Origin of the sequence: Burkholderia sp. BCC1993 (assembly GCF_905339865.1) — a bacterium.
Lineage (GTDB): Bacteria > Pseudomonadota > Gammaproteobacteria > Burkholderiales > Burkholderiaceae > Burkholderia.
In genome coordinates this window covers 215,495-231,654 of record NZ_CAJPGZ010000010.1, presented here as the reverse complement: position 1 = coordinate 231,654, position 16,160 = coordinate 215,495, and the positions used below count along the sequence as shown (strand labels likewise).

General features: G+C 68.0%; 13 protein-coding genes and 1 pseudogene. 8 read left to right on the top strand and 6 right to left on the bottom strand.

Annotated features, from left to right (window positions below):
- Positions 1-91: 91 nt before the first annotated feature.
- From U4Y91_RS18730 to U4Y91_RS18720, 3 genes are all read right to left on the bottom strand, one after another.
- Entirely contained in the window at positions 92-313 is a 222-nt protein-coding gene (locus U4Y91_RS18730) for a hypothetical protein (protein WP_321806398.1), read from the bottom strand.
- A gap of 397 nt (positions 314-710) precedes the next feature.
- The gene (locus tag U4Y91_RS18725) at positions 711-1,403 is read right to left on the bottom strand and encodes a pentapeptide repeat-containing protein (protein ID WP_321806293.1); all 693 of its coding nucleotides are present in this window, start codon (positions 1,401-1,403) and stop codon (positions 711-713) included.
- Positions 1,404-1,489: 86 nt separating this feature from the next.
- A complete protein-coding gene (locus U4Y91_RS18720; RefSeq protein ID WP_124488064.1) occupies positions 1,490-2,128 on the bottom strand; it encodes a TetR/AcrR family transcriptional regulator in 639 nt (212 codons plus the stop codon).
- Between the two features lie 229 nt (positions 2,129-2,357).
- Between U4Y91_RS18720 and U4Y91_RS18715 the strand changes: the two genes are divergently transcribed.
- From U4Y91_RS18715 to U4Y91_RS18700, 4 genes and pseudogenes are all read left to right on the top strand, one after another.
- Positions 2,358-3,482 carry a Rieske 2Fe-2S domain-containing protein gene (locus U4Y91_RS18715; RefSeq protein WP_321806292.1) on the top strand — a complete coding sequence of 375 codons (1,125 nt, stop codon included), beginning with the start codon at positions 2,358-2,360 and terminating at the stop codon, positions 3,480-3,482.
- Between the two features lie 12 nt (positions 3,483-3,494).
- Positions 3,495-5,231: an FAD-dependent oxidoreductase gene (locus U4Y91_RS18710; RefSeq protein ID WP_321806291.1), complete on the top strand. Its 1,737-nt coding sequence runs from the start codon at positions 3,495-3,497 to the stop codon at positions 5,229-5,231.
- Positions 5,192-5,701 (top strand): annotated as a pseudogene (locus tag U4Y91_RS18705) (acetoacetate decarboxylase); the annotation flags it as partial. The gene U4Y91_RS18710 and the pseudogene U4Y91_RS18705, both read left to right, overlap by 40 nt.
- Positions 5,702-5,755: 54 nt before the next feature.
- Positions 5,756-7,006: a saccharopine dehydrogenase family protein gene (locus U4Y91_RS18700; RefSeq protein ID WP_321806290.1), complete on the top strand. Its 1,251-nt coding sequence runs from the start codon at positions 5,756-5,758 to the stop codon at positions 7,004-7,006.
- Between the two features lie 160 nt (positions 7,007-7,166).
- On the opposite strand, the gene U4Y91_RS18695 is transcribed toward U4Y91_RS18700, so the two are convergent.
- Positions 7,167-8,036, bottom strand: coding sequence for a LysR family transcriptional regulator (locus U4Y91_RS18695; protein WP_321806289.1), 870 nt, complete (start codon positions 8,034-8,036; stop codon positions 7,167-7,169).
- A gap of 138 nt (positions 8,037-8,174) precedes the next feature.
- On the opposite strand from U4Y91_RS18695, the gene U4Y91_RS18690 reads away from it, so the two are divergent.
- Positions 8,175-9,353, top strand: coding sequence for a multidrug effflux MFS transporter (locus U4Y91_RS18690; protein WP_321806288.1), 1,179 nt, complete (start codon positions 8,175-8,177; stop codon positions 9,351-9,353).
- Positions 9,354-9,488: 135 nt separating this feature from the next.
- On the opposite strand, the gene U4Y91_RS18685 is transcribed toward U4Y91_RS18690, so the two are convergent.
- Positions 9,489-10,583 carry an AraC family transcriptional regulator gene (locus U4Y91_RS18685; RefSeq protein WP_321806287.1) on the bottom strand — a complete coding sequence of 365 codons (1,095 nt, stop codon included), beginning with the start codon at positions 10,581-10,583 and terminating at the stop codon, positions 9,489-9,491.
- Between the two features lie 258 nt (positions 10,584-10,841).
- Here U4Y91_RS18685 and U4Y91_RS18680 point away from each other — a divergent pair, with 258 nt between their 5' ends.
- From U4Y91_RS18680 to U4Y91_RS18670, 3 genes are read left to right on the top strand one after another with little or no spacing between them, the layout of a single operon-like run.
- A complete protein-coding gene (locus U4Y91_RS18680) occupies positions 10,842-12,233 on the top strand; it encodes an APC family permease (RefSeq protein ID WP_321806286.1) in 1,392 nt (463 codons plus the stop codon).
- A gap of 54 nt (positions 12,234-12,287) precedes the next feature.
- Positions 12,288-13,685: an aspartate aminotransferase family protein gene (locus tag U4Y91_RS18675; RefSeq protein WP_321806285.1), complete on the top strand. Its 1,398-nt coding sequence runs from the start codon at positions 12,288-12,290 to the stop codon at positions 13,683-13,685.
- A gap of 36 nt (positions 13,686-13,721) precedes the next feature.
- Positions 13,722-15,146, top strand: coding sequence for an aldehyde dehydrogenase family protein (locus U4Y91_RS18670; protein ID WP_321806284.1), 1,425 nt, complete (start codon positions 13,722-13,724; stop codon positions 15,144-15,146).
- Between the two features lie 67 nt (positions 15,147-15,213).
- Here U4Y91_RS18670 and U4Y91_RS18665 read toward each other — a convergent pair whose 3' ends face one another.
- Entirely contained in the window at positions 15,214-16,068 is an 855-nt protein-coding gene (locus U4Y91_RS18665) for a FadR/GntR family transcriptional regulator (protein ID WP_321806283.1), read from the bottom strand.
- Positions 16,069-16,160: the final 92 nt, after the last annotated feature.

The window sequence follows — 16,160 nt, the reverse complement described above, 5'->3', positions numbered from 1 at the left end:
GAAGCGATTCGTGCGGACATGAAACGCGAGCCGATCGGGTCGCGAGTCACGCGACACGATCCGAAGATTGAACGGAACGGAGGGGGGCGAGCTAAGGCAGCAGCGACGCCACGTCGTCGGTGTGGATCGCGACGTACGCGCGCGCGGCGACGGCGTTGTGACGGCGGACGGAACGGCGGGACAGGATGGTGTAGATCGACAGATGCAGGCGAGGACTTTGCCGGCGGTCACTGTCGCCAGTGGACGAGATCGCGACGCGCACGTTGCGCGCATCGCCTCGTCTCCACCGCACCAGCGGGCCACGGATTCTCACGATTGCTCTCGACCGGGTTGTTGAAAGTATTGAACACCTGGCGACTCGCGGACGCACGCCGTTTCACGTGTCGATCGTCGCATTTGCCGCGCGGCGGCATCGAGACGATTAAGAAAAACGAAAGCATGATGCAAAGCGAAATCGCCGAAACATCGCGTTCCTGTGAATCATCAGGTAAATCGCTGTAAGGATGTCTCCGGATTTTCCCTAGTGATTCGAGCGCAGATGGATCCGGTCGTCGAGCGTGAGCGCCGGGTCGTGCGTGACGTGTGCCGGTCGGGGTGCGGCTGGAGTGATGAGAATATTCGACAGATTGCCGGCAGCACACGCGACATGCGCGGTTCGCGGCCGGCGTCGCGAATGTCGGCCGCAGGGCGAAGCAATGCGCGTGCGGTCGTCAGGCGACCCGAATCCCCAGATTCTCGATCAGCATCGCGGCCTGGTCATACGAGATGATCGCGCCGCGCAGCACGCCCGACGCGAGCAGCTTCGGCGTGCCGCCGAGCTCCACGTCGCGCAGGTCGGCCCCGTCGAACCGGACGTCGTTCAGATGCGCGTTGCGCAGGCTGCCGCCTTCGAACACGGCGTCGCGAAAGTCCGTGCCGGCGAGATCGGCATCCGAGAAGTCGAGCGCCACGAGCCGCGATTTCCGGAACGAGAAGCGGCGCAGGCTCGCGCCGACCAGCAACGTGTTCGCGAATTCGATGCCGAGCGACTTGCATTCCTCGAAGTCGGCGCCGGTGAGCCTGCATTCGTCGAAGCGCGCCGAGCCGAGCTTGCTGCGGCGCCAGCTCGTGTTGTTGAGATCGCAGGACTGAAACTGCGCGTCCTCGAGGTCGGCCGACGCGAAGCTCGTCTGGCGCGCGCGGCAGCGAATCCAGGCGGTCTGCGCGAGCGTCGCGCCGACGAACGACGCTTCCGCGAGCGCGCAGCGCTCGAATCGCACGCCGCGCAAATCGAGCCGCGACAGGTCCGCACCTTCGAGATCGCAGTCTTCGAGACGAATCGGCGCAGGCGAGCCTTCGACGAGAAGCAGCAGATCGGCGCGATCGAGCGTTCGGCCGGAGACGGAAACTCCGCAGGTCGTCATGGGGTAGTCCGGTGTGAGTTGAAATGTTCGAGGCCGGTATCAGAGGGTATCGGCCGGGCTGCGCGACATCGCGCGGGCGCCGCCGCTCAGCGCGCGGCCTTCATCCGGGCCGCGACCGGCTTGCCGGCCGGCTCGCGCTGGAACGTCCACAGGATGCGCATCTGCGCGCGCATCGCCTGCTCGTCAGCCGGAACCAGGCAGTACGCGAGCCCGATACGGCTGATCAGCGCGATGATGTCGTCGAGCGCGGGCACCCGCGCGCCGTGCACGGCGACGTATTCACGGTACGGCTTTTCAAGCACGCGCTGCCACATCGGCGCGATGTTCTCGACGATGTAGCCGAACACGTCGGTGGACAGGCTCGTGGCCAGATAGTTGTGGTGAAAGCCGCCGTGATGACGATCGCGATAGCGCACCGCGAAGCACACGCTCTCTTCGCAGTAGGCCTCGAAGTCGTGCTCGAAGGCGGTGAGCGCGCGCTGCATCTCGTCGAAGAACTCGGCGTTCTGGATGCCGATCACGCCCTGGATCAGCTCTTTCTTGGTGCCGAAGTAGCGGTACAGCGTGCGCCGCGAAATGTTCGCGCGGCGTGCGACGTCGTCGATCGACAAACGGTCGATCCCATGCTCGATCATCGCGTCGAGCGTTGCGCGCAGGATCGCGCTTCGCCCGTCGTTGACGCTGTCCATCCTGCTGGCGTCGCCCCAGCGCAGTTGCCGATCCATACCTTTCCTCGATGCCGTGCGTCGCGCGGCGTGTGCCGATGTGCCGACCGAATACGTCGGTTCGGAATTTTCGCACACGTTGTCACAAAAATGGAATTTGTGCCATTATGCGTCACAAAATAAATGATTTGTGACATAGCGCCGGGCGCATCGACCCGCCCGGCGTATTCCCGGCAAGGTCCGCCACGCAGGTGCAGGGCTGCGCCTTTCGACTGGAAGGAGACGATCCATGACCGAATCATCCGCGCCGGCCAGCCGGCATCCCGTTCACCGGATTCATGCCGCACCCATCGACGCGCGCTACGCGCGCGGCTGGCATTGCCTCGGGCTCGCCGACGACTACCGCGACGGCCGTGCGCACGGCCTGTCGATCTTCGGCACGCGCGTGGCGGTGTTCCAGGGCGAGGACGGGCAGTTGCGAATCCTCGACGGCTACTGCCCGCACATGGGCGCCGACCTCGGGCGCGGCCACGTCGACGGCAATGCACTCGTGTGTCCGTTTCACGGCTGGTCGTGGGCCGGCGACGGCACCTGCACTGCGATTCCGTATTCGCAGCGCATCCCGCCGAAGGCGCGCATCAAGTCGTGGCCGGTGATGGAGCGGAACCGCCTGCTGTTCGTGTGGAACGATCCGGAGGGCAATGGGCCCGATCCGGCGGTCGAGATTCCGCGTATCGACGCGTGCTTCTCCGATGCGTGGAGCGACTGGGCGATCGTCAAGTGGGTGATCGACACGAACTGCCGCGAGCTGATCGACAACCAGTCCGACATGGCGCACTTCGGCCCCGTGCACGGCGCGCCGATCGACTACTTCTGCAACACGTTCGCGGGCCCGGTGGCCTACCAGAAGCTGCGCGGCGGCAGCACGCGGCTGGCCGGCAGCGGCGGGTTGACGGCCGACTCGGCCTACTTCGGCCCGGCATACCACGTCACGCTGATGACGGGCGAAGCGCAGGGGCAGCCGCTCAGGTCGATCCTGCTCAACAGCCACGTGCCGATCGATACGAACAGCTTCGAGCTGCGCTTCGGCGTGATGGTCGAAAAGAATCCGGCGCTGACGGAAGGACAGAATCGCGCGATGGTCGACGGCTACGTGCTGGCCGCGCAGTCGGCATTCCGCGAGGACGTCGCGATCTGGGACCACAAGACGCGCGTCGACAATCCGCTGCTGTGCGAAGGCGACGGCCCGATCTATCGGCTGCGCCGGTGGTACCAGCAGTTCTACACGGACGTGGGCGAGCTGCCCGCGCGGCACGCGAGCGTCGAGGTGCACGAATACCGCGGCGAGCACGGCGCCTGGCGCCAGCTCGCCGACGTGCCGGCCGATGCGGCAAGCTGCCTTGGCACGATCTGAGCGGAGGCGATCATGCACGACGATCGACACGATTCGTTCGGCGACGCCACGTACGACGTGGTGGTGGTCGGTTCCGGCGCGGGCGCGATGACGGCGGCGCTGCGCGCGCACGACCAGGGGCTGTCGGTACTGGTGGTCGAGAAGAGCACCGTCTACGGCGGAACCACGGCGGTGTCCGGCGGCGGCATCTGGATTCCGTGCAACGACCAGATCGCCGCGCTCGGCGGCAGCGATTCGTATGACGAAGCAATCATGTATTTGCGCGACGTGGTCGGCGAGGATTTCGACGCGCAGCGCATCGATGCGTATCTCGACAACGGCCCGAAGATGGTCGCGTATCTCGCGAAGCACGCGCACACGCGGTTCAATGCGGTGCCGCGTTATCCCGACTACTACCCGGACCGCAAGGGCGGCAAGCCCGGCTACCGGACGATGGAGCCGGCGGCGTTCGACGCCGCGCGTCTCGGCGCGCATTTCGACACGTTGCGCGCGCCTTCGCCGGCGACGCTGATCGGCGGGCGCATCGCGATGACGCAGATCGAGGCGCACACGATCCTCGCGAAGGAGCGCGGCTGGCTGCGGCTCGCCGCGCGCCTGATGCTGCGCTATGCCACCGATTTCAAATGGCGGCGCCGCACGTCGCGCGACCGGCGCCTGACGCTCGGCAATGCGCTCGTCGCGAGCCTGCGCGCGGCGCTCGAGCAGCGCGGCATCGCGCTGTGGCTCGCAACGCCGATGCGCTCGCTGCACAGCGACGGCGCACGCGTGAACGGTGTGGTGGTCGAGCGCGACGGCCGGCCGTTCGGCATCCGTGCGACGCATGGCGTCGTGCTCGCGTGCGGCGGATTCGAGGCGAACCAGGCGATGCGCGACCAATATCTGCCGAAGCCGACGCGCGCCGAGTGGAGCGCGGCGCCGCCGATCAACACTGGCGACGGCATCCGCGCGGGGCTCGCGCTCGGGGCCGACGTCGCGCTGATGGACTTCGTATGGGGCGTGCCGACGGTGCGCGTGCCGGGCGAGGAGAAGCAGCGCGGGCTGTTCGTCGAGCGCTCGGCGCCGCGCTGCGTGATGGTCAACCGGCTCGGGCGGCGCTTCGTCAACGAATCGGCGCCGTATCCGGACGTGATCCACGCGATGTATGCGGACCATGCGAACACGCAGGCCAACGTGCCCGCATGGCTGATCTTCGATGCCGAATATCGCAAGCGTTATCCGTGCGGTGTGCTGCTGCCCGGCAGCGTGCAGCCGGACAGCAGGATCCCGCACGGCTGGCTCGACTCGGTCATCTATCGCGCGGGCACGCTGGCCGAGCTGGCCGCGAAGATCGGCGTGGATGCGCAGGGGCTCGCGCAGACGGTCGAGCGGATGAACGGTTACGCGCTCACCGGCATCGATACCGAATTCGGCAAGGGCGGCAACCTGTTCGATCGCTATTACGGCGATTCGTCGTCGAAGCCGAATCCGTGCCTCGGGCCGATCGAGCGTGCGCCGTTCTATGCGCTGCGGGTCGACCCGGGCGAGATCGGCACGAAGGGCGGCTTGCGTACCGATGCGCATGCGCGCGTGCTGCGTTCCGACGGTTCGGTGATCGACGGCCTCTATGCACTCGGCAACACGTCGGCGGCCGTGATGGGCAAGACCTACCCGGGCCCCGGCTCGACGATCGGGCCGGCGATGACGTTCGGCTATGTCGCGGCCGATCACATCGCGGCCGCGCGGCAGGCAGCGGAGGCGGTTGCGCAATAGACGCGATGCGGCGCCGGAGCTTCTTCGCGCATGTGCTTGCGCTGCCCGTCACCATGGAAATCGCACGGGTGCGCGGCGTGCACGGCTATCAGCTGCCCAAATGGCTCGCCGATATCGACATGAACATCGGCGCACGCGTGAGCGCGCGGATCGCCGGGCCGGACGGTCGGCCGGACCTGACGCTGAACGCGCCGTCGCCTGCGCCGATCGACGTGCTGTCGCAGTCGCGGATGGGCACGAATACCATGGTCAATCTCGTCGACGGCGTGTGGCACCAGAGTTCGGTGCAGACCAATACGCTATCGTTCGCACAGCGCGTGTTGCCGCGCGGCATCGAGCCGGTGCGGCACGGCGGGCCGCTGAGCCAGCTGCTCGACGGGCTCGGTGTGTCCACCATCGTGCGGTTCGACGTGGTCAGGGATGCCCAGCTGGTGCTGAATCTGCCGACGCCATTGGGGAACGTTCAATGAACCCGTTCGATGAATCCGGCTGCTCGTAGCCAACCCGTTTCAGAGGAAACATCGATGACCCAACCGACTCATGATCTGGATCTCGTCGTATTCGGCGCCACCAGCTTCGTCGGGCAGATCCTGACGCGCTACCTGTCCGAATACCTGTCGGGCAGCGGAGAAACGCTGCGCTGGGCGATCGCCGGCCGCTCCGAGGCGAAGCTCCGGCAGGTCAGGGGCGCGCTGGGCGCCGCATGGCAGGCGCTGCCGATCATCGTGGCCGATGCAGCCGACGAAGCGCGGTTGCGCGCGCTGTGCGTGCGGACGCGCGTCGTCGTGTCGACCGTCGGCCCGTACGCACTGTATGGCGAGCCGCTGGTGCGGATCTGCGCGCAGACCGGCACGGACTACTGCGATCTCACCGGCGAGACGCAGTGGATCAAGCGGATGATCGAACGGTACGAACCGGCGGCCAGGCAATCGGGCGCGCGCATCGTGCATTGCTGCGGTTTCGATTCGGTGCCGTCGGACCTCGGCGTCCTGTTCCTGCAGCAGCACGCGCGGCGGCAGTGGGGCCGGCCGGCCACGCAGGTGAAGATGCGCGTGAAGACGCTGAAGGGCGGCGCGTCGGGCGGAACGGTCGCGAGCGTGATCAACGTCGTGCGCGAAGCCGCGGCCGATCCAGCGTTGCGCCGCGAACTGCTCGATCCGTATGCGCTGTGCCCGAAGGATCATCGCTTTACGGTGCGGCAGCACGCGGTCCGGTCGGCGGAATTCGATCGCGACGGCGGCACGTGGATTGCGCCGTTCGTGATGGCGGCCATCAACGAGCGCGTCGTGCATCGCTCGAACGCGCTCGCGGACAACGCGTACGGCAGCCGGTTCGCGTATGACGAAGCAGTCATCACGGGCACGGGTTTCAAGGGCCGCCTCGCCGCGCTCACGATGGTGGCCGGCCTCGGCGCGTTCATGGCGGGCGTTCTCGTCAAGCCGGTGCGCAGCCTGATGGAGCGCTTCCTGCTGCCGAAGCCCGGCGAGGGGCCGAGCGTCGCCGCGCAACTGGCTGGCCGTTTCGACCTGCGCTTCTTCGGGCGCGCCGACGACGGGCGGACGCTGCGCTTGAAAGTTACCGGCGATCGCGATCCGGGCTACGGCTCGACCGGGAAGATGCTGGGCCAGGCCGCGCTTAGCCTCGCGCTGGATTGCAGCCGCGACGGCGAGAAGACGGGGCGCGGCGGCGGCTTCTGGACGCCCGCGACGATGTTCGACGAGCGCTTCGTCGAGCGCCTCGTGCGTCATGCCGGGTTGCGTTTCGAGGTGCTTTGAGCGTGTGGCGCACGCGTCCCGGTCGACAGGAATCGAAAAAACAAAGGATCGCGAATCAACGTGAGGAGGCAGCTTGCTGCAACCGCGGGTCCGACACGATCCCGCCGTGCTCGTAGATCGCGCGCGTGAGCCGCTGCAGGCCTGTGTCGCGGCGTGCGCGTCAGTGCGCGAACGTCTCGACGAGCGCGTCGACGACGACGCGCACCCGCGCCGTATGCGCAAGATCCTGATGGAGCACGAGCCACGTCTCGTACGGTTTCGCGCGGTGCCGTCCGGGCCAGATGCGTACCAGCTCCGGATCGCGCTGCGCGAGGTAGGCGGGCAGTTCCCCGAGCGCGAGACCGGCGCGCACGAACGTGGCCAGCATCAGGCTCGAATCGAGTTCGGCCACCACACGTCCGTCGGCGGCCGATTCGCCGGCCAGCGTGTCGTGCTGCTGTTGCATGACGCCCGGCTGATAACGCGCGATGTCGTGGCCCGCGAAGCGGCCGCCGGGCCGCGGTTCGCCGAAGCGATCGAGATAGCGCCGCGTCGCGTAGAGCCCGACGTCCCAGCGCGCGAGCAGCCGCACGATCAGGTCGGGCTGGTCGGGACGCGACGTGCGTACCGCGATGTCGGCCTCGCGGCGCGCGAGATCGACGATGCGCGTTGTGGTGCTCAGCAGCACGCGCACGTCGGGATGGCGTTGCTGCAACCGTTCGATCGCCGGTACCACGAAGTCGACCGCGAGCGCATCGGTCGTGGTCACGCGCACTTCGCCGGCCACGCGCGCGTCCGCGCCTTCGCTGCGCCGTTCGAACGACACGGCCAGCCGCTCCATGCTCTCCGCGGTATCGAGCACCTGCCGGCCGCTGTCGGTCAGCGCGAGCCCGCCGGTGGTGCGCAGGAACAGCCGGCTGCCCAGCGTGCGTTCGAGCGTGCCGAGGCGGCGCCCGACCGTCGTCTGATCGATGTCCAGTTGCTCCGCCGCGCCGCGTAGCGTGCCGGCGCGATGCGCGGCGAGAAAGATGCGAACGTCGTCCCAGTTCATGTCGTGTCGTGGTGATGCAGATTTGCAGGTATGGCGTGCGATTTCGTGCATTTTCACATGGTCGGTCGAGCTCTACCATGCGGCGCCTGAGTTCAACCACATGCGCGCCGGCCGCACCGGCGTGCGAGGAGCCTTGTCGTGCCGCGTCTTTCCCTGATTCTCGTCATCGCGATGCTGAGCGCATTCGGCCTCATCGCGTCGGACGTCTACCTGCCCGCGATGCCGGGCATGGCCGCCGATTTCGGCGTCGCCGGCTGGCGGATGCCGCAGACCGTGTCCGCGTACTTGCTCGTGCTGGCGTTCGCGCAGCTGGCCTATGGGCCGCTGTCCGATCGCCACGGCCGCAAGCCGGTGCTGGTGGCCGGCATCCTGATCTACGTCGGCGGCTCGCTCGGGTGCGCGTCGGCCGGCAGTTTCGCGACGTTCGTCGCCTGGCGAATGGTGGAGGCGGCCGGCGCCGCGTCGGGGCTCGTGATCGGCCGCGCGGTGATCGCGGACACGTGCGACAAGCGGGTGTCCGCGAAGGTCTACGCGGTGATTTATCCGCTGGTGTCGCTGTCGCCGGCGCTGGCACCGGCGCTCGGCGGGCATCTTGCCGTATGGGCCGGCTGGCGTGCCGACTTCCTGTTCGTCGCGGCATTCGGCGTGGCCGCGCTCGTGACGACGCTGGCGCTGCTGCCGGAAACCCGGCCCGCGCATGCACGCTCCCGCACGTCGCCGTTCGCCGGGTTCGGCAACGTGCTGCGCGATCCCGCGTTCCGCCGCTACACGCTGGTGGTGTGCGCGATCTACTGCGCGTGGTTCGTCTACCTGACGCAATCGCCGTTTCTGTTTGCGGCGGCGGGCGTGGACGAGGCGCGGCGCGGCTGGCTCTACCTGCCGCTGACGGCCGGCATCGTCGTCGCGAACGTCGTGGCGAAGCGCCTGCTCGACTGCTGGCCGTACGACCGCATCGTCGCGGCGGGCATCGTGTGCTTCGTGCTCGGCGGCGTCGCGTTCGGCGTCGCTCGCGCGTTCGGGATCACGGGCGTCGCCGCGACCGTCGTGCCGATGTGCATCGTCAGCCTCGCGAACGGTTCGTCGCTGTCGCTGGCCGTATCCGGTGCGGTGGCAGGCCGGCACGGCCATGCGGCGAGCGCGTCGGGGCTCGTCGGCTTTTGCCAGATCGGCAGCGCGGCGCTGGTCGCGACGCTCGTCAGTGCAACGGCCGGCACCGGGCAGACCGTGCTGACGATGTCGATCCTGGTGCTTTCGTTCGTTGCGCTCGCGGCATGCGTTGCGCGGCCGACGCTCGCACGCGCGGTCGATCCCGCATGAGGCAGGAACGGGCGGAAGGCCGGGGCGCGGTGCGACCGGGCCGATCGGTCAGTCGATATCAAAAGCAGTCCGAAGCAAGATCGCAACGCCCGGCGCGCAAGCCCGCTCGATCCTGATCCTTCGTTCGCGGACGGCTCACGTGTCGTCGTTCGCGCCCGCGCGCGGCGTCTTGCCGGTCCAGCGCCGGTACGCATGGCGGAAGCTGCGTGGCTCGCTGTAGCCGAGCCGCTCCGCGATCGCGGCCACGCTCAGCGCCGGCTCGTCGAGCAGCCGCACCGCCTCCTGGCGACGCACGTCGTCGAGCAGCGACTGAAACGTGATGCCGTCCTTGTCGAGCCGGCGTCGCAAAGTGCGCTCGGTCAGGTGCAGCGCGTTCGCGAGCGACGTCATCGACTTGAAGCGCGCGAGGTCGCGCGCCATCAACTCCTTCGCGCGATCGGCGAAACGCGTGCCGACCGACGCGGCCCACTGCCGTTCGAGCGCTTCGCATTGCCCGTGCAGCGCATTGAAGCTGACTTCGTTCGCGAGCCGCGGCGCTTCCGTGCCGTTCACGCTCGTGAACACGAGCCGGTTCTCGCCCGCATTGAACGTGACCGGGCAGTCGAAGTGGCGCGCGTAGTCCGCGCCGTTGCGCGGCGTGCGGCGGGCGAGATGCAGCTGCGCGGGCCATACCGGCTTGCCGACCAGATCGGACACGATCAGGCGCAGGCTCGACAGGCACATGTCGGTCTGGAACACCTCGAGGTCGGGTTCGCCGTTGTAGCGGCCGATCGTCACGCTCATCCCGCGCGCGTGCGCGTGCACGCGCACATCGAAATACAGCCCCATGAACAGCGGAAACTGGCTCATGCACCGGAACGCCTGCATCACGGAGCCGCTGATCAGCATCGCGTAACCGGCGAGGCCGAGCGTCGACACATGGAGCCGCGCGCCGATCGACAGGCCGATCGACGGTACGCCGCTGCAGCGCAGCAGGTTGCGGAAGCAACGCTGCTCCTGGCCGCGATTCACGTGCAGGTTCGGTGACGCGACTTCGGCCGCGCCGAGGCCGGTGCCCGCGAGCAGCGCGGCGCCGTCGATGTGCCGGACGCGGCATTCGTCGAGCGCGACCGCGATCGCGTGCACGGTGGCGGGAATGTCTTCCTGGCGTCCGGCCGGACGCGCGAGGCCGAGCGCCGAACGCAGGCTGCGTTCGGCGCGGCTTTGGGGTCGATGGGACTTGCTGTCCATGGCGAGGGGCGGCGACGGGTTCGCGTAGAACATAGCCGGAATGTCCGCGAAACGCCAGAGGGCCCGCATCACCGGGGGGCAGGCCGGCTGCCACGCGTCCGGAAATATCCCCCGATTACGTCCGCTTTTCTCATTCGTCGGCGATTTTTTGGCGCACCACACTCGTTTCCGGGTCGCGCAATGCCTGCAGTGCCTGCACGGCACGCATTGCCGACGAGACGAGTGTTGATGTCATGGACCACGCCACGTGAGGACAGCATGAAAGACACCAGGCCGGAGCAGCGCACGCCCAGCGCCGCGACACACGACGTGCGGGCGCGCACGGACGGGCATGCCGACGCGGAGCCACGCGCCGCGCATTCGCTCGGGCTGTTCACGCTGGTGATCTTCGGCCTCGCATACATGCTGCCGATGACGGTGTTCACGACCTACGGGATCGTCACGCGCGAGACCAACGGACACCTGACGATCGCGTATGCGGTCACGCTGGTCGCGATGCTGCTGACCGCGCGCAGCTACGGCCACATGGCGCGGCTGATGCCGAGCGCCGGTTCCGCCTATACGTTCGCGAGCCGCAACTTCGGCACCTCGGCCGGCTTCATGGTCGGCTGGGCGCTGCTGATGGATTACCTGTTCATCCCGATGATCAGCTACCTCGCGATCGGCATCTACATGAAGCAGCTGTTTCCCGCGGTGCCGGCCAGCGTGTGGATCGTCGCGAGCATCGCGCTGGTCACCGGGCTGAACATCGTCGGCATCCGGCTCGTCAACCGCGTGAACCTGATCCTGATCGCGAGCCAGCTCGTGTTCATCGCGGTCTTCGTCGCGGCGGCCGCGCATGTCGCGGCCGGCGAGGGGCTGGCGCCGACGCTCGCGCTGCCGTCGTCGGGCGACGCGCGGGCGATCTTCGCCGGGTCCGCGATCCTGTGCCTGTCGTTCCTCGGTTTCGATGCGGTGTCGACGCTGGCGGAGGAAACGCGCGAGCCGCGCCGCACGGTGCCGCGCGCGATCCTGCTCTGCACGCTCGCGAGCGGCCTGCTGTTCATGCTGATCGCGTATGCGGGACAGGTGGTGTTCCCCGACTGGCACGCGTTCAAGGATCTCGATTCGGCCAGCCTCGAACTGATGCGGCGCATCGGCGGCGGCACGCTGTCGGCGCTGTTCGTCGCGGTCTACGTGGCCGGCTGTTTCGCGAGCGCGATGGCCGGCCAGGCGAGCGTCACGCGCGTGCTGTTCGCGATGGCACGCGACCGGGTGCTGCCCGAGCGCGTGTTCGGCCACCTGCATGCACGGTTGCGCACGCCGGTGCGCGCGACGCTCGCGGTCGGTGTCGTGTCGCTGTCCGCGCTGTTCATCTCGCTCGATCTCGCGTCGACGATGATCAGCTTCGGCGCGCTCGTCGCGTTCGCGGTCGTGAACCTGTGCGTGATGCGCAGCTATCTCGGCCGCGCGGAACATCGCCGCTTCGCGGGCTGGATCAGGTTCGGAGCGGTGCCGGCGCTCGGCTTCGCGATGAACGTCTGGCTGTGGTCGGGCCTGTCGCGCCAGACCTTCTACGTCGGCATCGGCTGGCTCGTGATCGGGCTGTGCCAGCTGCTGTGGCTCACGCGCGGCTTCACGCGCCCGGCGCCGACGCTGTCGATGAACTGAATGACCGGCCGGCTTCCGGTTGCCGGTTTCGAATCCCTGAAGGAGGAATGACCCATGAACGGTGTTGACGTCAATCTCGATGCGGACCTGCAGGCGCTCGGCAAGCGCCATCTGCTGATGCACTTCACGCACGCCGATGCGTATCGCGACCACGCGCTGACGGTGTTCGACCGCGGCGAAGGCTGCTGGCTCGTCGATCGCAACGGCAAGCGCTACTTCGATGGGCTCGCCGGGCTGTACTGCGTGCAGGTCGGCTACAGCCACGGCGCGGAGATCGGCGACGCGATCCGCGAGCAGATGGTGCGGCTGCCGTTCGCGACCAACTGGGGCTACGGCCACGAGCCGGCGATCCGCCTCGCGCACAAGCTCGCGGCGCTCGCGCCGGACGGCCTGAACCGCGTGTTCTTCACGTCGAGCGGCTCGGAGTCGAACGAATCGGCGATCAAGCTGGTGCGCCAGTATCACCAGGCGCGCGGCGAGCCGCAGCGGCGCAAGTTCATCGCGCGTCGCGTCGCGTATCACGGCACGTCGTTCGGCGCGCTCGCGCTGAACGGGATGACCAACTTCCGCAAGCATTTCGAGCCGCTGATGGCGGGCGTGCGGCACGTGAGCAACACGAAGCGCTACGGGCGGCCGGAAGGCGAGACCGAAGCGCAGTTCACGCGCCATCTGCTCGACGAGATCGAAGCGCTGATCGTCCAGGAAGGGCCGGACACCGTTGCCGCGATCGTCGTCGAGCCGCTGCAGAACGCGGGCGGCAGCCTGACGCCGCCGGCCGGTTATGCGCAAGGGCTGCGCGCGCTGTGCGACCGGCACGGCGTGCTGCTCGTGGCCGACGAAGTGATCTGCGGGTTCGGCCGGCTCGGCGAATATTTCGGGTCGACGCGTTACGGGCTGAAGCCGGACCTCATCACGTTCGCGAAGGGGATCGCGTCGGGCTACGTGCCGCTCGGCGGCGTGATCGCGAGCGACACGGTGGTCGACACCGTGCTCGCCGGCCCGCAGCAGATGTTCCTGCACGGCGCGACCTACGGCGGCCATCCGGTCGCATGCACGGCCGCGCTCGCGAACCTGGCGATCATGGAGCGCGAAGGCGTGCTCGCGAACGTCCGCGCCAACGAAGCGGTGTTCCGCGAGACGCTCGACGGCCTGCTCGAGCTGCCGTGTGTCGGCGACGTGCGCGGCGACGGCTATCACTACTCGCTCGAACTCGTGACCGACAAGGCCGCGCGCCGCTGGGCGGCCGGCATCGGCGCGCAGGCGTTCGTGTCGACGCTGCTCGCGCCCGCGATCTTCGAAGCCGGGCTGTTGTGCCGCGCGGGCGTCGACCACGAAGGCACGCCGATCGTGCAGTTCTCGCCGCCGCTCGTGATGTCGCGTGACGAGATCGTGTGGTTCGTCGCGAAGATCCGCGACATTCTCGCCGACACCTATGCGCGTGCGACGCGCTGAGCGCGGCGCCGGCATCCGTCATTCAAGGAGCATTCGATGCGAACTTCACGACAGAGTTATATCGCCGGGCAGTGGCTCGACCCGGACGACGCGCGCGCGATCGACGTGATCGATCCGGCGACCGCGAAGCCATATGCGCGGCTCGCGATCGGCGGGCCGGCCGACGTCGACCGTGCGGTCGGTGCGGCGAAGCAGGCATTCGACACGTATTCGCGCTGGACGGTCGGCGAGCGCGTCGCGCTGCTGCAGCGCGTGCTCGAGATCTACCGGCGCCGCTACGACGAAGTCGCGCGCACGATCAGCCAGGAAATGGGCGCGCCGATCGCGTTCGCGCGCGCGATGCAGGCCGCCGTCGGCACCGCGCATCTCGAACAGACGATCCGTGCGCTGCAGTCGTTCCGGTTCAGCACGCAGACCGATGCGCTGCTGGTGTCGCACGAGCCGATCGGCGTGTGCGCGCTGATCACGCCGTGGAACTGGCCGATCAACCAGATCGTCTGCAAGGTCGCGCCGGCGCTCGCGGCGGGCTGCACGATGGTGCTCAAGCCGAGCGAGATCGCGCCGTTCAGCGCGATCCTGTTCGCGGAGATCCTGTACGAAGCGGGCGTGCCGCCGGGCGTGTTCAACCTCGTGCACGGCTACGGGCACGAGGTCGGCGATGCGCTGTCGCGGCATCCGGACGTCGACATGGTGTCGTTTACGGGCTCGACGCGTGCCGGTGTCGAAGTCGCGAAGGCCGCGGCCGATACTGTGAAGCGCGTGCACCAGGAACTCGGCAGCAAGAGTCCGAACCTGATCCTGCCCGATGCCGATATCGAGGACGCCGTCACGCGCGGCGCGCGCAGTTGCTTCAGCAACAGCGGGCAGTCGTGCAACGCGCCGACGCGGATGTTCGTGCACGTCGATCAGCTGGCCGCGGCCGAGGCGGCGGCGCGCAAGGAGGCGGAGCGCACCGTCGTCGGCGATCCGCGTTCGCCGGAAACGGGCATCGGGCCGGTTGTCAGCCGCACGCAGTTCGACCGCATCCAGCAGCTGATCCGGCGCGGCATCGACGAGGGCGCGACGCTCGTCGCAGGCGGGCCCGGCCGTCCGGACGGGCTCGGCGACGGCTTCTACGTGAAGCCGACGGTGTTCTCGAACGTCACGCCGGACATGACGATCGCGCGCGAGGAGATCTTCGGGCCGGTGCTGTCGATCCTGACCTACCGGACCGAGGACGAAGCCGTGGCGCTCGCGAACGATTCGGTCTACGGGCTCGCGGCCTACGTGCAGACGAAGGATCTCGAGCGCGCCCGCCGGATCGCGGCGCGCTTGCGCGTCGGCAACGTGCACATCAACTATCCGGCTTGGAACCCGGCCGCGCCGTTCGGCGGCTACAAGCGTTCGGGCAATGGACGCGAGTATGCGGAGTTCGGCCTCGTCGAATATCTGGAGACGAAAGGCACGACGGGGTACGCGTGAGCGGCGGTGGCCGATCGCCGCCGAACGGTCGGCTTTTGCCGCGAGCCGGCTTCGCGTGTGCCGACAGTTAGTTGTCCTCGCGATCTGCCGCGGCCGCGTCGGTGCCCGAAACGGGCGCGGCGGCCCGCCTGCGGATTTCGGAGTCGAGGATCAAGCGCCCGCGCAGCTTCCCTTTCATCCGTTTCACGTGCTTGGGCGCCTCGGTCATGTGCTCGACCATCAGCGCACGTACGCGCTCGGCATCGCGCGCTCGCGCGGCCAGCAGGATCTCCTTGTGGATCGACACGTTCGCTTCGCCGAAGCGCTTGTGCTCCACGAGCGGCGTATCGTTCCTGAATTCGATCAGCTGCCGGATCATCTCGTTGATCAGCTCGCAGCTGAAGCGCAGGAAGGGGTTCGGGTTCGCGGCTGCGAGGATGTCGTGGAACGTCGTGTCCTCCTGCCGCTGGCGCAGCATGTGGCCGCGGTCGTGCACGCCCGACGCGCCGTCGCAGCACGCGATGTTCGCCTCCAGCGCCGCGAAGTCGCGCTCCGTCAGGTGCGGCACGGCGCCCGCCGCCAGCTCGGGTTCGAGGAGCTTGCGCACCGTGTAGATGTCGTCGATCGTCACGTCCTTGAAGAACAGGTAGTTCTGCAGGAGTTGCAGCGTGCGGTCGAGCGGCACCTCGACGACCATCCCGCCGCCCGACGGCCCCGTCGTGACCTTGATGAGCCCCTGCACCTCGAGCGACTTCAGCGCCTCGCGGATCGTGCTCTTGCTCACCGCATACAGCTGCTGCAGCTCCGCCTCGCGCGGCAGGCGGTCGCCCGGCTTCAGATCCTTCTCGGTGATCAGCCGCTTGATCTCCTCGGCGACGAGATCCGCCCGCTTCGGCTGCTTGATTTCGACCGCGAGGCCCGCCCTGGCTCGGTCCATGACCATCTTCAAGACTCCTTTGTCTGACTGCGCGCCACGTCATCGTCGACGATCCGTTCCGGCGCGGGGTACGGAATTTTGCCTGATTGACACCAATT

Bases quoted from the DNA above. Each gene is read 5' to 3' on its own strand.
- U4Y91_RS18680 (WP_321806286.1), top strand. From the start codon at position 10,842: ATGAAAGACACCAGGCCGGAGCAGCGCACGCCCAGCGCCGCGACACAC.
- U4Y91_RS18720 (WP_124488064.1), bottom strand. From the start codon at position 2,128: ATGGATCGGCAACTGCGCTGGGGCGACGCCAGCAGGATGGACAGCGTC.
- U4Y91_RS18715 (WP_321806292.1), top strand. From the start codon at position 2,358: ATGACCGAATCATCCGCGCCGGCCAGCCGGCATCCCGTTCACCGGATT.
- U4Y91_RS18695 (WP_321806289.1), bottom strand. From the start codon at position 8,036: ATGAACTGGGACGACGTTCGCATCTTTCTCGCCGCGCATCGCGCCGGC.
- U4Y91_RS18700 (WP_321806290.1), top strand. From the start codon at position 5,756: ATGACCCAACCGACTCATGATCTGGATCTCGTCGTATTCGGCGCCACC.
- U4Y91_RS18725 (WP_321806293.1), bottom strand. From the start codon at position 1,403: ATGACGACCTGCGGAGTTTCCGTCTCCGGCCGAACGCTCGATCGCGCC.
- U4Y91_RS18710 (WP_321806291.1), top strand. From the start codon at position 3,495: ATGCACGACGATCGACACGATTCGTTCGGCGACGCCACGTACGACGTG.
- U4Y91_RS18685 (WP_321806287.1), bottom strand. From the start codon at position 10,583: ATGGACAGCAAGTCCCATCGACCCCAAAGCCGCGCCGAACGCAGCCTG.
- U4Y91_RS18675 (WP_321806285.1), top strand. From the start codon at position 12,288: ATGAACGGTGTTGACGTCAATCTCGATGCGGACCTGCAGGCGCTCGGC.
- U4Y91_RS18665 (WP_321806283.1), bottom strand. From the start codon at position 16,068: ATGGTCATGGACCGAGCCAGGGCGGGCCTCGCGGTCGAAATCAAGCAG.
- U4Y91_RS18670 (WP_321806284.1), top strand. From the start codon at position 13,722: ATGCGAACTTCACGACAGAGTTATATCGCCGGGCAGTGGCTCGACCCG.